Source organism: Rhodococcus sp. H29-C3 (assembly GCF_030063405.1).
GTDB lineage: Bacteria > Actinomycetota > Actinomycetes > Mycobacteriales > Mycobacteriaceae > Rhodococcoides.
Genome location: NZ_JASITC010000002.1, coordinates 540,200 through 555,739, shown reverse-complemented (window position 1 = coordinate 555,739; position 15,540 = coordinate 540,200). Strand labels below are relative to the sequence as shown.

Here is a 15,540-nt window from a genome sequence, read left to right as displayed (position 1 = left end):
CGTTGTCGCCGGCCCAAAGGACGAAGATGCGTGCCCGATTGACCGTCGTGGGATGCGCGCTCGCACTCGTATCGAGCAGCGTGCTGGCAGCACCGGCGAATGCGGCCCCGCCCGCCCCGGTCAACCAGTGCGGAGAGACCGGCTTCGATCCCAAGGACTATCCACCCGAGCCAGTCGATCCCAACGCTCCGCCCGTGCTGCCGCCGATACCGTCGTTGCCGGACAAGTTCGTCATTCCGGTGCCGTATCCCTCCGTCGAACTGGTACCGGTCCCCGATCCCGAACCCGACAACACCCGAGTCGACGCGGACCCGCTACCCGATCCATGCATGGATCCGTGCCCCGATCTCACCGACACGACCGAAGAACCCGTCGCCGCGACCGGATCTGCCCATCTCCCGTTCCCACGCATCAAGATCGAGCCGCAACCGGAAACCATCCCCATTCCCATCCCCGGCCCGCCAGCAGCACCGCATTTACCCGCACCTCCCGCCGTCGTGAATCCAGCCGAGGCGGGCCCGACTTCTCCAGCGCCGAAACAGCCTCTGGTGGGGAACGTCTCGGTGATCTCGCAGATGACGGGCCAGGGTTCGATCAACAGAACGGACAAGCGCTGGCAGGTCGAGGGCACCGACCTCGGCATCATGTGGGAATCGAAGCCAGGCGAGGTGGCCGTCGTCTTCGGTGACTCCTTCGGCAAGAGCTGGGAGTACGGAGTCGTCGGCGGAGACGACTGGCGCAGCAACGTCCTCGGCCACAGCACCGACACCGACCTGTCCGACGGCCTGACCCTCGACAGTATGGTGCAGGATTCCCGTTGCCACGCAGCCGAACTGCTCAACAGTCGCAAAATCAAGAACTGGGAGACGACGGTCATTCCGACCTCCGGATTCGCCGTCGGGGATCGGCAGTACATGTCGTACATGTCCATCCGTCGCTGGAGCGTCGTCCCGGGTATGTGGTGGACCAACTACGGCGGCATCGCCTACTCCGACGACAACGGTTCCACCTGGGCCAAAGACCCATATGCCCGGTGGGACAACATGTTCGGCTTCTCCAAGTTCCAGGTGTCCACCATGGTTCCCGCCGGAGACTTCGTCTACATGTTCGGCACCGTCAATGGCCGGATCGGCACGGTCGGCTTGGCCCGAGTGCCGAAGGGCGAGGTCCTCGACAAGACCGCCTACCAATACTGGGTCGACGGCACCTGGGCGCCGGTGGACTCCAACGAGGCGACCCCGATCGCCGACGGCATCTCGGCGGAACTGTCGGTCCGCTTCCACGACGGCCTGTGGCAGATGACCTACCTCGATCCGATCGCCGGTAATATCGTTCTCCGCGAAGCGAATTCACCGCAGGGAGAGTGGACCGCGCCGTCGACTCTGGTTCGGACTGCGGAGTACCCGAAAGCCTACGGTGGATTCATGCACCCGTGGTCGAAGAACGGCGAGCTGTATTTCGCGATATCGGAATGGGACAGCTACAACGTGTACCTGATGAAGGCCGACCTCAACTGACCGATTGCGTCTTCCACCACTCGAGCAGCGCGGCCTCTGCCTGCTCACGGGGGAGTGGTCCGTGATCGAGCCGCAATTCCTTGAGGAACTTCCAGGCCTTCCCGACGTCCGGTCCGGCCGTGATACCGAGCAAGTCCATGATGGCGTTGCCGTCGAGATCCGGGCGCACTCTGGCCAGATCCTCCTGCTCGGCGAGACGCGCGATCCGCTCCTCCAGATCGTCGTACGTCGCCTGCAACGCCGCCGCTCGACGCTTGTTCCTGGTGGTGCTGTCGGCGCGAACGAGCTTGTGCAGCTGAGGAAGTAGCTCTCCCGCGTCCGTGACATAGCGTCGGACCGCGGAATCGGTCCACTGCCCTTTGCCGTAGCCGTGGAATCGAAGGTGCAGAAATACCAACTGCGAGACGTCGTCGATCATTCTCTTCGAGTACTTCAGCGCGCGCATCCGTTTGCGCACCATCTTCGACCCGACGACCTCGTGGTGGTGGAAGCTGACACCACCAGCCGGCTCGTGCTTACGCGTGTCCGGCTTACCGATGTCGTGAAGTAGTGCAGCCCAACGTAATACCAGGTCGGGGTCACCGTCCTCGAGATCGATGGCCTGCTGCAACACCGTCAACGAATGCCAGTACACATCTTTGTGCTGGTGGTGCTCGTCGATCTCGAGCTTCATCGCCGGCACCTCCGGCAGCACGTACGCCGCAAGACCCGTCTCGCACATCACGTCGATACCGTCGATGGGGTACTCGCCGAGTAGCAACTTGTCGAGCTCTGCCTGGACGCGCTCAGCGGTGATTCGTTCGATCTGACCCGCCATGTTCGAAATGGCCTCGTGCACGCGCGGCATCAGCGTGAAGCCGAGCTGCGAGACGAACCGTGCCCCGCGCAACATCCGCAACGGGTCGTCGTTGAACGACTTCTCAGGCGTGGACGGCGTATCGAGAAGCCCCTCGAGCAATGCGTCCATCCCGCCGAGCGGATCGACGAACTCCTGCAATCCGTCCGGGCCGAGCCGAACCGCCATGGCATTGACGGTGAAATCGCGTCGGATCAGGTCTTCCTCGAGGCTGGTTCCGTACCGAACCTGCGGGTTGCGCGAGACCTGGTCGTACGAGTCGGTTCGGAAGGTGGTGATCTCGATGAGCTGATCGTCCTTCGCGGCACTGATCGTGCCGAACGCGATGCCGGTGTCCCATTGATTGTCGGCCCAGCCGGACAGCAACTGCTGCACCATCTCGGGGCGCGCGTCGGTGGTGAAGTCCAAATCGCCGGAGAACCGGCCGAGGACCGCGTCGCGGACACTGCCACCGACCAAGTACAGCTCGTGCCCGTGAGCAGCGAAGCGATCGGCAAGCGGGCTCAACACGCCGGACAACTCTCCGAGGGTCGACGTAGCCGCTTCCATCAGTCTTTCCCGCCGGTCGTCGCTCGCGTCGGAGTGTCGGGGAGTTGGAGACTGTTCGGCCACGTTGATAGAGCCTAGGCGAGAGGTCGTGATCATGAGTACGCCCGTCTCGGTGCGGGAGGAGAGATCGCCCCATTTTTCCAACTAGTATGGATTGGGTGTCTGCTGGCGAACGTGCGAACAGGAGCCGCCGCAACCCGCGGCGGCGAAACGCACGCGTCGACAGCGACAAGCCCAAACTCCGCACAGTGCGGGAAACTTCTGCCGGTGGCCTGGTCGTGGACGGTCTCGACGGCCCACCCGAGAAACGCTGCGCCGCGCTCATCGGACGCACCGATCGCCGAGGTCGGCTGCTGTGGTCGCTTCCGAAGGGCCATATCGAACAGGGCGAGACAGCCGAGCAGACCGCCATGCGTGAAGTAGCCGAAGAAACCGGAATCCGGGGTTCGGTCCTGGCGGCGCTGGGAAGTATCGACTACTGGTTCGTCACCGAAGGTCGCCGCGTCCACAAGACCGTCCACCACTACCTGCTCCGTTTCCTCGGCGGCGAACTCTCCGACGAAGACATCGAGGTCACCGAAGTGGCCTGGGTCCCGCTCAGCGAACTCCAGTCGCGACTCGCGTATGCCGACGAACGAAAACTGGCCGCCATCGCTGATCGGTTGATCGCGGACATGCATCGACCCGACTCGCAGACACCCAGCCCTCCCAAGACACCTGGCGCTACCGCCGCCGGCAAGGAGTGATCGTGCGGCGTACCAGGGTCACTGCGGCGGCATTGACCGCATTCCTGCTTGTCCTCGCGCCGGCTGCTGCCTTGACGCCGGCAACGGCGATCGCGCAGGAGCCGTGGAACAGCGACCCGTCGACGTCGGCGGATCTCACCTACCAATCGGAGGACAGCGACCTTCCCGAGACTCGCCGGGGCACTCAGTTCCTCCAACTGTCCATCGACACCGTCGCACCCGCCACCGTCACCACCACCAGCGAACCGTTCGTGACCGTGCGCGCCACCGTCACCAACACCGGCGACCGGCGCGTCGACGCCATCAGTGTCCGCATGCAGGGCGCTGACGCCGTCGACCGGCCCGAGGAGCTGCGTACGTCGCTGACGCTCGAACAAGAGCAGTTCGGGGCAGTCGGGGAGTTCCAGGACGTCGCCGAGAGCCTCGAGCGTGGCGCGAGCACCCAATTCGTAGTGTCGCTACCGCTGCGAGGCACCCAGGGGCCCTCGCTGGGAATCGATGCACCAGGGGTCTACCCGCTTCTTCTCAACGTCAACGGCACACCCGAGTACGGCGGCACTGCCCGACTCGACGACGCCCGCTTCCTGCTGCCCGTCGCCGGAGTTCCGCCTGATCCGACCGCGCCAGACCCGACGTCCCCCGACGCCGTCGCGCTTCCACCGAGCACGTCGAGCCCGGTCGCAACGACGGTGATGTGGCCACTAGCGGACAAACCCCGACTCGCTGCCGGTATCCCCGGGTCGCTCGAGGACAAGGTCCGACTCGTCGACGACGAGCTCGCCGAAGAACTCGCGACGGGTGGTCGTCTGGACAAGCTACTTGCAGCCGTCGAATACGCCACGAGCGACCAACTCGATCCGGAGAACCGCCTCGCCGACAGCATGTGCCTGGCCATCGATCCCGACCTCCTGGTCACGGTCACCAATATGGCTCGGGGCTACCTGGTGGTCGACGATCCAGCCGATCCCCGTGGGTCGGCCCACAACGGGACCGGACGAGACGCTGCCGCGAGTTGGGTTTCCCGGCTCGAGCCACTCGCCGATTCGATGTGTGTCACCGCCGTTCCGTTCGCCCAAGTCGATCTCGACGCACTCGGCAATGTCGGCGATGCATCATTGGTATCGACTGCGCTCGAGTCTCCGTCGACCATCGTGGACTCGATCCTCGGAGTGACATCGGTCCCCGACGTCGTCTGGAGTTCCTCCGGTCAGCTCGGCGCCCGCGCCGCGGCAACGGTACGTTCCGTCGGTCCACGGACTGCCCTGGTCGCCGACAACAGCGTGGCCCCCGCAGCGGCGGGCGGAGTTGCGCTGGTCACCGGTGGAAGTAGCGTCGACGCCGAGTTGAAGGCTGCCGTATTCGACGCAGCCACCGCTACCGCACTGGCAGCTGTCGGGTCCGAACCCTCGACCCCAGACTTCACTCCCGCGGATCAACGTTTCGACCTCCAGCAGGACTCACGAACCGCCCGCCTGCAGGACGCCGTCGGAGCCGTCGTCTATCACGCTCTCACTCCGCCCAACGGCACCCCGCGGAACTTGACGATTGCACCACCGCAGAACTGGAGCGCCGACGGTGACGAGCCCGCCACGATTCTGTCTTCGATCTCCTCGATGCTGCGCTCCGGCCTCGCGTCACCGCGGCCGTTCACCGAACTGCTGGCCGAGCCGCCTACCGGGATGCCCGTCGAAGCCAGAACGGTGCAGCAAACCGGCAGGGACATCACTACCGAGGATCGTGTCCGCGTCCAGAATGGGCGGATCGAATCTTTGTCCGGATCCCTGGTCGATGACCCCCAATTGCCGTTGACACCCCGGCTGTACACGGCACCACTGAAGGAGGACCTGCTGCGCGCGCTGAGCTCGGCAGGAAAGAACACCGATCCCACCGCTGCGGCCGAGATGGCTAAAATTCGAACGAGCAGTTCCGAGGCGGGCGTCGACGCGCTGCTCGACGCGGTGACGGTCCTCGCCCCAGGCGGGGTCTACACGTTGGCGTCGGAGCAGAGTCCACTGCTTCTGGTCGCGCAGAACGATCTGCCGGTAGGCATCAACGTGCGGTTGGATGTCGATGCGCCTCCCGAAATGCGCATCACCGACGTCGGTGCCACCGCGCTTCCACCTCGAGGGAGCCGGACGATCACCGTTCCGGCCGAGGTCGACGACAGCCGCAATCTGTCGGTCGACTTTTCGTTGACCACCCTCGACGGCCAGCAATTGGGCGAAGCGTCGACTGTGTCCGTACGGTCGAATGCGTACGGACAAGCGCTGGCCATCATTACCGTCTGCGCAGGTGTTCTTTTGCTACTGCTTGCCGGACGCCGACTGTGGCACAGGTTCAGGGATCAACCCGACCCGGCCGACGAAGGGTACGAACGACCATGACCGGGAACATCCCGTACGAGGGGGACGTCCCACGCACGCGGCTGCCCGCGGCACAGGTCTTCCGCCGAACTCTCGAGCCGTCTGCGGCGCCCTGGGAACGCGAGCCGGCTCCCCGTGATCCGTTCCGGGAGATGCGGAGCTATCCAGCACCGCCGTCCCCGGATGGTGGCCCTGCCCCGGACAATTCCGTCACGCAGTTGATTCCTCGGTTCCGCGACGAGGACTACCCACCCGTCGCAGAGCCGACGCGCGCTCCGGGTCCAGTCGAGCCGCCGGCCCCCGAAAAGCAACAGAGCTCCCTGATGGCTGCGACGGGGTCCATCGCGATCGCAACGCTCGTCAGCCGCATCACCGGGTTCTTCAAGCAGATCGCCATGTTGGGGATTCTCGGTGGCGCGATCGCGAGTTCGTTCACCTCCGCGGCGATCCTCCCGAACATGATCTCCGAACTGGTTCTCGGTGCCGTGCTCAGCGCCATCGTCGTTCCGGTTCTGGTTCGCGCCGAGATGGAGGATGCCGACGGCGGAGCGTCGTTCGTTCGACGGCTTTTCACCATCGCATTCTCGATGTTGGCCATCGTCGCCTTGATCGCCACTATCGGTGCCCCCCTACTCAGCCGCGTGTTGATCGACGAGAATGCGAAAGTCAGCAGTGATCTGACCACTGCGCTGTCGTACCTGCTCTTGCCCGCCATCCTGTTCTACGGACTCTCGGGCCTGCTGACCGCCATTCTGAACACACGCCAGAATTTCCGACCCGGCGCGTGGGCACCGGTCTGGAACAACCTGGTGGTGCTGGGGATCTTCTCCCTCTACTTCTTCGTGCCGGGTGAGATCTCCCTCGATCCGGTGCAGATCAGTGACCCACACGTCCTCATCCTCGGGCTCGGTGTCACCGCAGGTGTGATCACGCAGGTCGTCGCACTGATCCCGGCACTGCGTCGAGAAAAGATCGACCTTCGACCGCTATGGGGAATCGACGCCCGACTCAAGACCTTCGGCGGTATGGCCGCCGCGATCATCCTCTACGTCGTCATCAGCCAGGCGGGGCTCGTGTTCGCCACCAGAATCTCCGCCGAAGCAGACGACGCGGGCCCGACGATCTACTCCCAGGCCTGGATCCTGCTTCAACTTCCGTACGGCATCCTCGGCGTCACCGTTCTCACCGCCATCATGCCGCGGCTCAGCCGTAACGCAGCCGACGGAGACACTCCAGCCGTCGTGGACGACCTGTCGGTGGCCACCCGGTTGACACTGGTCGCGTTGGTGCCGATCGTGGTGTTCCTGACCTTCGCCGGCCCATGGGTCGGCGAAGCACTGTTCGGCTTCGGAAAATTCGCCGACGATGCGAGCCGTCTCGGCGAAGCCGTCAGCTGGTCGGCATTCACGTTGATTCCCTATGCACTCGTACTGATCCATCTGCGCGTGTTCTATGCCAGAGAACAGGCATGGACTCCCACCTGGATCATCCTCGGAATCACGGGCGTCAAGATCGCGCTGTCGGCCTTGGCCCCGATACTGGCCGGCAACGACGAGCAGGTGGTGCTGATCCTCGGCGTCGCCAACGGACTCGGATTCGTGGTCGGTGCATGCATCGGTGGCTTCCTGCTCCATCGCAGTCTCGGCAACCTGCGGATGATCAATATCGGTAAGACCATCTGGATGGTCTTGATGGCATCGGCCGCGGGCGGTACCGCCATGCTGGCCATCGACCGGGTCGCCGACCTCGGCAACATCACCGACGCACTGGGAGCCATCGGTGCAATGCTCCGAGTCGGCATCTGCGCCGTCCTGATGCTGTCGATAACTTTCGGAATCCTCTGGTTCGGCCGGATCCCAGAGGTTCTGGCAGTGACCGTCGCCGTCAGCAAACTGATTCGACGATTCCGCGGGAAGTCGATCGAGACCCACGATCCGATGCGGACGACCGACATCGATACGACTGAACACATACCGGTCGTCCGCTCGGGACCTGCATGGGAGAATGCTCCCCGACAACTCCCGTACCCTGGACCGCGACAGACTGGGACCCCGTACACCTCAGGTCAGCCGGCGGCACCACCGCCGCTGCGACATGCGACGGGACGCTATGTAGGACAACTCGGGGCAGAGACGCGTGAAGGAGTGAGAGTGACCGACGACGATGTGGCTGGGGGGCCGGCCGAGTCCGCAACAAACGGCACCGAGCGAAATGCCGGCGGTGTCGAGGTGGACGATCGCGCCAAAGATGCGTCGGGCAAGCTCGAGTCATCGAAGGCCACGACGCCTTCCACGCCCACCACGCCTACCAAGATGCCCTCACCGTTCAAGAAGCCGTCACCGACCGAGGAAGCGGAACCTTCCAAGGAAGTCGACGCAACCGAGGCCACAACTTCGGAAGCATCTGCCGAGCAGAAGGCCAAGCCTGCCAAGGACGACTCCAAGGACACTCCGGCGGCGGGCAAAGTTGTTTCGGGCGCAGCAGTCGTATCGGGCGCCGAGAACACCACCAACACGGACCACCCTCGACGTGAGGTGGCCGACGAAGACGCAGCAGACGAAGCGTCCACGACCGCAGCCGTGAAGTCCCCCCGTGGCGTCGCACACGACACGGGTGCCGCTCCAGTCGGATCACCATCGTTGCCGCCTGTCGGACCGGGTTCCGAGCCTGCACGGTCTCTTCGCGGCCCCAAGCTCATCCCGGGTGCGTCCGTGGCAGGCGGTCGCTACCGGCTGCTCACCCCGCACGGTGGATCACGTGGCCTCAAGTTCTGGCAGGCCCACGACGTCAAGTTGGATCGCGAAGTGGCCTTGACGTTCGTCGACGCCGACCAGCAAGCGTCCTCGCTCTCGCCCGACCGACCCGAGGGCCCTCAGGCGATCCTTTCCCGCACCCTGCGACTGGGCCGGATCAACTCCCCAGGGCTTGCTCGCGTTCTCGACGTCGTCCGGGGCAGCTCCGGCGGCATCGTCGTCGCAGAATGGACCCCGGGTCGTTCGCTACGTGAAATGGCCGACACCGTTCCATCGCCGACCGGCGCAGCCCGGGCCATCAAGGCCCTCGCAGCGGCCGCCGAAGCAGCACACCGAAGCGGCGGGGCACTCTCGATCGACCATCCCGACCGCGTCCGAATCAGCAGCAGCGGAAACGCAGTTCTCGCATTCCCGGCGACATTGGCCGATGCAGACCCAGGTTCCGACGTTCGCGGGCTCGGCGCGATGCTGTACGCCCTGATCACTGCGCGTTGGCCTCTCGCCGACGCTGTCGGAAAGACTCCTGGTTCGGATTCTGATTCATCGCCGCGATCGGTAGGCGGCATGCGCCCTGCGGACCGTGATGCAAGTGGCAACGCCATCGAGCCGCGTCGTATCCGACCCGACGTGCCCTTCGAGATCTCGGCAGTCGCCGTCCGTGCACTCGAGCAGAACAGTGGTATCCGTACGGCTGCAACCGTCCAGCACGTGTTGGATCAAGCTGCAGTCATCAACGACAAGACCGATCTGATGCCCGCACTGCGCCTCGGTCAGCGTGCACCGGGTGCCACCGGCCACTCGCTGGCCGACCCAGCGGAAATCGCCGCTCAGCAATTGCGGTCGAAGCGCACCAACATCGCGCTCGTCGTATTGGGCGCATTGACCGTCATCGTTCTCGGTTTCGCGGGTTACTGGCTCTTCACATTCCTCGCAGGTGACAGCTCCGACGAGCCGCTGACGCAGCAGGACTTCGGCCTCACCACCAGCGTGACCGCCCCTGCCGCACCTGGTGCAGAAGACGTCGCGCCGCCTGCCGCAGTTGCTCCGACGGCGATCGACTCGGTCGAGGTGTTCTCACCTCAGGGCAGTGCCGACAACGCCGGTTCAGCAGGCAATGCCATCGACGGCAACCCCAGCTCCACGTGGACCACGGACGCGTACTTCCAGCCCTTCCCGTCACTCAAGGAAGGCGTAGGACTACTCGCGACCCTGCCGTCTTCGCAGGTCCTCACCAGTGCCTTCGTCAACTCGCCCTCTCCGGGTACCGTTGTCGAAATCCGCTCCGCCCCAAGCGATTCTGCAAGCCTCAGCGACACCACCGTCATCGGTCAGGCGACGCTCGGCAACGGCGTCACCGATATTCCACTGACCGTTTCCGAGCCCACAACGCATGTTCTACTGTGGATTACCGGACTCGGCAACGACGATGGACGCAACCAATCGACAATCGCGGATTTCGGCTTCACCGCGCAGCCGTGACGGCTACTCCTGATTCACCCGTCTCAACCGGCGAATGTCTCGGTTCGGGGGACGTTTCGTACTCGACGGTCTCTATGCCTTAGGCTCTCCGACAATGCGGTAATACGGGGGGAGCCGTTTTCGTATGGGGGATTTACATAGGGACTGGGCTGTCGGGGGTCTGCTCGGCGGACGCTCCGACGTCGAATTGTTGAGTGCGCACGTTGCCGGGGAGGCCGATGCGTTCACCTTGCTGGTACACCGACACCACGAGCACCTTTGGATGACCGCACGCCGAACCAGCTATACCAACGAGGACGCTGCCGACGCACTGCAAGAAGCACTCTTGTCAGCCCACCGCACCGCCGCCACCTTCCGGGCCGATGCTGCTGTTCGCAGTTGGCTACACAAGATCGTTGTCAACGCGTGCCTCGACCGCATTCGACGTAACCGTTCGAGACCGACCGTGTCGCTTACCAACGAGGACGACATCCAGCCGGTCGACGGTCGGGATCAAATGTCTGCCGTCGAAACCTCCATCGAGGTCCGCAAGGCGCTCATGTCGTTGCCACCCGAACAACGATCAGCCGTCGTAGCTGTGGACATGGAGGGTTACTCGGTTGCAGATGCTGCCCGCATACTCGGTGTACCCACCGGCACGATCAAGAGCCGATGCGCCCGTGGACGGTTGAAACTGGTAATACAACTCGAGTATTTGCGGTACGAAGGGAACCGTTAGCGGATCCGGCGCGTCTTACCATGTGTAGGCACGATTGCCCCGTAAACAAGACGGGCCGTGGGTAGAGCTTGCGCTGGGAGGAGACCGAAGTGGCATCGCACGGAACCGAGCCTCTACCCGTCGCTCCGTACTCGCCCGACCTGTTGGCGGATCTCCATGCAGGAGTGCTCGACGAGTCGGTAAGTGAGAAGCTCTGGCCTCTCGTTCGACAAGATCCGAGAGCAATGGAGATCATCTCCGCTCTCGACGCGCTTTCTGCCCGTCTCGGTTCACTCGGAAGCGACTTCGAGTCCGGCGAGCCGATGCCTCCGGACGTCGCCGAGAGGATCGATCGCGCTCTGATGACCGAGCAGGAATCATCGTTCGGTGACCGACCCGATCGTTATTCACGCGGGTGGGCCTATACGGGTATCGGTATCGCAGCTGCGGCCGCGATCGTCGCTGCGCTTTCCGCCTTGCTGTTCGCCCGCTCGAGCGGGCCTACCGGCCCCGACACGGTTGCTGCGCCCGCTTATCCGCCCAGCCTGGTTCTGGACTCGAACGGCTTGAATTCCGCCGTTGTCCGCGACCTCCTCGGCCGACAGGATCCAACCGAACTGAAGGACGCCGGGAATCTTCCAGAGTGTCTGGCGGCCAACGGTTTCGACCCTCGGGCAATTCTGCTCGCAGCCACTCCGGTACAGGTCGACGGGCGGTCCGCAACACTGCTCGTCGTGCCGCGTTTTCCGATAGACGGCATGACCGTACTCGTGGTGGGCGCGGATTGCGGAGAGGGCAACCCGCAGACACTGGTCCGTCGCGATCTGAACTGATCTCGGACGCGCAGGAGAACTACCGGGAACAACACCCTTTACGCTGGTGTTGACATAACCGGCGGGCGTACCAGAACTACGCCCCCGACTTTTGTTTCAACGCAGACTTGTTTCAACGCAATCGGTAGACAGCACATTCGATCGGAAGGCCCGCATGACAACCCCACAGGTTCACGATCTCATCATCGTCGGCTCGGGACCGGCCGGATACACCGCCGGTGTATACGCAGCCAGGGCTGAACTCCAGCCGATTCTGTTCGAGGGAACTCAGTTCGGTGGCGCTTTGATGACCACCACGGACGTCGAGAACTTTCCCGGTTTCCGCGAAGGGATCATGGGACCGGACCTGATGGAGCAGATGCGCGAGCAGGCCAAGCGGTTCGGCGCGGACATTCGTACCGAAGACGTCGAAGAGATGGACCTCCGCGGCGAGATCAAAACCGTATCCGCCGGCGGCGAGACCTACCAGGCACGCGCGGTCATTCTGGCGATGGGCGCCGCGGCGCGGTACCTCGGCATACCAGGTGAAGAAAAGCTGCTCGGACGCGGTGTCAGTTCATGCGCCACCTGTGATGGATTCTTCTTCCGCGATCAGGACATTGCCGTCATCGGTGGCGGGGACTCGGCTATGGAAGAAGCGACCTTCCTCACTCGCTTCGCACGCAGCGTCACCATCGTCCATCGGCGCAGCGAATTTCGTGCATCTCGCATCATGCTCGAGCGCGCAAAGGCCAACGAGAAGATTCGCTTCCTCACCGACACCAACGTTCTCGAAGTCCTGGGTGAGACCTCTGTCACCGGTGTGGCACTCGAAAATGCGATCACCGGGGAGAAGACCACCCTCGAGGTAACGGGAATGTTCGTCGCTATCGGTCACGATCCGCGAAACGAGCTGGTCAAGGGCCAGGTCGAGCTCGACGAAGCAGGCTACGTCAAGGTAGCCTCGCCATCCTCGACTACGTCGCTACCCGGAGTGTTCGCCGCAGGTGACTTGGTGGATCACGTCTACCAGCAGGCAATCACCGCGGCCGGAACCGGCTGCACGGCCTCCATCGACGCCGAGCGCTGGCTCGCCGAGCAGGGCGACATCTCCTCCAACACGCTCGAGCACGCCGACCAGCCGGTAGACGTCGTCAACGCCTGAATTCTCGTTCCGCACTACTACACAACCAGGAGAAACACATGTCCGACGACAAGAAGACCGTCACCATCACGGATGCGTCGTTCGTCGACGACGTGCTCAGCAGCGAAAAGCCCGTTCTCGTCGACTTCTGGGCCACCTGGTGCGGGCCTTGCAAGATGGTCGCTCCGGTACTCGAGGAAATCGCGGCCGAACACTCGGACAAGCTGACGATCGCAAAGCTCGACATCGACGCCAACCCGCAGGCAGCTCGTGACTTCAAGGTCATGTCGATTCCCACTCTGATCCTCTTTCAGGGCGGCAAGCCGATCAAGCAAATCGTCGGCGCCAAGGGCAAGGCAGCCCTTCTCAAGGACCTCGAAGCGGTCTTGTGATCAGGAAGACAATGCCTGAGCAGTAACCGACACAGCCGCCGCGATCCGTCGGCTCTACCTGGCGGATTGGGGCTTGACGGTCACTTTCTGCGACAATTGGTCGATGTGCCGACAAGTTCGGCACATCGACTTTTGTATCGACCCAGTCCCGGAATCGGAACTCTCCGTTCCGGGGTTGCGGATACAGTCGTTGCAAGAATCGAATCTGGAGATCGGAAGGTCAACTGTATGCACCGACTCAGTCACGGCGATTCTGGACCCGCCGTCGCGGAGGTTCGGAGCACGCTTGTCTCGCTCGGATTTCTGGTGGAGGACACGGATCCAACTTTCGCGAGCGATCCGACGCATTGGACGCCACCCGCATCCGATTTCGATGAATCCTTGGGAGGCGCCGTACGCGCCTTTCAGCAATATCGGGGCCTGCTGGTCGACGGTGTCGTAGGACCCGCTACCTACCGATCCCTGAAGGAAGCGTCATACCGGCTCGGGGCTCGCACTCTCATCTACCAGCTCTCAGCTCCTCTGTATGGGGACGATATTGCGACCCTCCAGACGCGCCTGCAGGATTTGGGTTTCTACAGCGAACGCGTCGACGGATACTTCGGGCCTAAAACTCACGAAGGGCTTTCCTCTTTCCAACGGGAAATCGGGCTGTCCCCGGATGGTATTTGCGGCCCGGCGACGCTGCGTTCTCTCGAACTGCTCGGTACGCGTGTCACTGGGGGATCACCACACGCCATCAGTGAACAAGAACTCGTACGGGCGGCCGGCCCCCAGCTGACTGGCAAGCGCATCGTAATCGACCCCGATCTCGGGGGCGCCGATACCGGACGCATAGTCCAAGGTATGTTCGGCCGAGTCTCCGAAGCAGAAATTCTCTGGGATGTCGCCAGTCGCCTCGAGGGCCGAATGGCCGCCACCGGGATGGAGACGTTTCTGTCCCGTGCACGTGGAACCAATCCAAGTGTTGCCGAGCGCGCCGAGACGTCCAATGGCTTCAATGCGGACCTGATGATTTCACTTCGCTGTGCGTCGAGCTCGAGTCCAGCCGCGAACGGAGTGGCAAGTTTCCATTTCGGCAACTCACACGGTTCGGCGTCGTTGATCGGTCAGATCCTTACCGGTTACATCCAACGAGAAATCGTCGCCCGAACTCCACTACTCGATTGCCGTAGCCATGGGCGAACTTGGGATCTGTTGCGGCTTACCAACATGCCGACAGTGCAAGTAGACATGGGTTATCTGACAAACACTTCCGACATCGATGTGCTCAGTGATCCCCGATCCCGGGACATCATCGCCGAGGCAATTCTCATCTCGGTGAAGCGTCTGTACCTACTGGGTCAAGACGATCAGCCCACCGGAACATTCACCTTCGCCGAGCTTCTCGCAGACGAGCTTGCTGCCGCAGATCGAAGTTGACGGCCAGCCGCGCTTCGCTACCTCCGCTCATCTGACTCCGACGGTTTCCTTGTGCTCGATCTCTACCGCAGTCAGACTGGCCGCAATCAGCAATCGCTCGAGGGCGGACTCGACGTCTTCCTTCCATCCATGATCGCGATGCAATTCGAGTCGGAGTCGCGGGTATCGATGATGTGGCGCGACCACTTCGAATCCGGCCTGCTCCAAGAAGTCGGCGTCGATCATGCATTCCGTGTCCGAACAGGTCAACGACATCGTCGCCCGCGGACCGATCGCCTCGTCTTCCTCGGTTCGACGAATCCCGAATGCCTCGAGCGCACGAACGCCACGATTGACGAGATCCGCGACTACAGCCTGAATCAACGAAGCCGAGTGTCCCTCCCGATCGACATCCGACTCGATTCTCAACGTTGTCAGCAACACGGCATCAGCGCTGACAGGTGACGTCGGAAAAGTGGTGGACCGAGGAACTGCGCCCGGGGGTGCGTACAAGGCGCATCCCACCATCTCCGATCCGACCGACAGCATTTGTCCGCAGGATCCCCACTCGAGCATGACCATCGAAAGCCACGCCTCGTTCTCGAACTCCACATCGAGTGACTCACCGTCTGCTCGTGTCCTAGCTGGATCGAGCACCCAGAAACGACACCGTCGCGTGTGCTTGGGTAGTTGATCGAAGGAGTCCAATGTGACTCCAGTGACGAGTGTCGACACTGCTACCTCAGCCTCCATGCACCGAATTTTGTCGTTCGACCTCGATGACGCACCGGCACGCGCGTCAAAAGTAAGCGATCGCCACAACCTTGATCC

General features: G+C 62.9%; 11 protein-coding genes. 9 read left to right on the top strand and 2 right to left on the bottom strand.

Going from position 1 to position 15,540, the window contains the following annotated elements; genetic code table 11:
- The first annotated feature begins 26 nt into the window (after window positions 1-26).
- A complete protein-coding gene (locus tag QMK32_RS06645; protein ID WP_283473822.1) occupies window positions 27-1,517 on the top strand; it encodes a glycoside hydrolase family 183 protein in 1,491 nt (496 codons plus the stop codon).
- Here QMK32_RS06645 and QMK32_RS06640 read toward each other — a convergent pair.
- A complete protein-coding gene (locus QMK32_RS06640; protein WP_283474001.1) occupies window positions 1,510-2,922 on the bottom strand; it encodes a CCA tRNA nucleotidyltransferase in 1,413 nt (470 codons plus the stop codon). The two genes, QMK32_RS06645 and QMK32_RS06640, sit on opposite strands and share 8 nt — an antisense overlap.
- 158 nt (window positions 2,923-3,080) lie before the next feature.
- Between QMK32_RS06640 and QMK32_RS06635 the strand changes: the two genes are divergently transcribed.
- The 8 genes from QMK32_RS06635 to QMK32_RS06600 all read left to right on the top strand — a co-directional run bounded on the left by QMK32_RS06635 (window position 3,081) and on the right by QMK32_RS06600 (window position 14,730).
- Complete coding sequence (locus QMK32_RS06635; protein WP_502943538.1) at window positions 3,081-3,668, top strand: NUDIX hydrolase; 588 nt, start codon at window positions 3,081-3,083, stop codon at window positions 3,666-3,668.
- Window positions 3,668-6,052, top strand: a complete 2,385-nt coding sequence (locus tag QMK32_RS06630) for a DUF6049 family protein (RefSeq protein ID WP_502943549.1) — start codon at window positions 3,668-3,670, stop codon at window positions 6,050-6,052. Before QMK32_RS06635 ends, QMK32_RS06630 begins: the two co-directional genes overlap by 1 nt.
- Window positions 6,049-10,263 (top strand): lipid II flippase MurJ, encoded by a 4,215-nt coding sequence (locus QMK32_RS06625; RefSeq protein ID WP_283473817.1) that lies wholly within the window; start codon window positions 6,049-6,051, stop codon window positions 10,261-10,263. The genes QMK32_RS06630 and QMK32_RS06625 overlap by 4 nt, the downstream gene beginning before the upstream one ends.
- A gap of 124 nt (window positions 10,264-10,387) precedes the next feature.
- A complete protein-coding gene (sigM, locus tag QMK32_RS06620; protein WP_283473816.1) occupies window positions 10,388-10,981 on the top strand; it encodes an RNA polymerase sigma factor SigM in 594 nt (197 codons plus the stop codon).
- Between the two features lie 89 nt (window positions 10,982-11,070).
- Complete coding sequence (locus tag QMK32_RS06615; RefSeq protein WP_283473815.1) at window positions 11,071-11,793, top strand: RsmA family anti-sigma factor; 723 nt, start codon at window positions 11,071-11,073, stop codon at window positions 11,791-11,793.
- A gap of 154 nt (window positions 11,794-11,947) precedes the next feature.
- Complete coding sequence (gene trxB / locus QMK32_RS06610; RefSeq protein WP_283473814.1) at window positions 11,948-12,937, top strand: thioredoxin-disulfide reductase; 990 nt, start codon at window positions 11,948-11,950, stop codon at window positions 12,935-12,937.
- Between the two features lie 38 nt (window positions 12,938-12,975).
- Window positions 12,976-13,308 carry a thioredoxin gene (gene trxA, locus QMK32_RS06605; RefSeq protein ID WP_084348264.1) on the top strand — a complete coding sequence of 111 codons (333 nt, stop codon included), beginning with the start codon at window positions 12,976-12,978 and terminating at the stop codon, window positions 13,306-13,308.
- A 228-nt stretch (window positions 13,309-13,536) separates the two neighbouring features.
- Complete coding sequence (locus QMK32_RS06600) at window positions 13,537-14,730, top strand: N-acetylmuramoyl-L-alanine amidase (protein WP_283473813.1); 1,194 nt, start codon at window positions 13,537-13,539, stop codon at window positions 14,728-14,730.
- A gap of 27 nt (window positions 14,731-14,757) precedes the next feature.
- Here QMK32_RS06600 and QMK32_RS06595 read toward each other — a convergent pair whose 3' ends face one another.
- Window positions 14,758-15,444, bottom strand: a complete 687-nt coding sequence (locus QMK32_RS06595; protein WP_283473999.1) for a GNAT family N-acetyltransferase — start codon at window positions 15,442-15,444, stop codon at window positions 14,758-14,760.
- Window positions 15,445-15,540 lie beyond the last annotated feature (96 nt).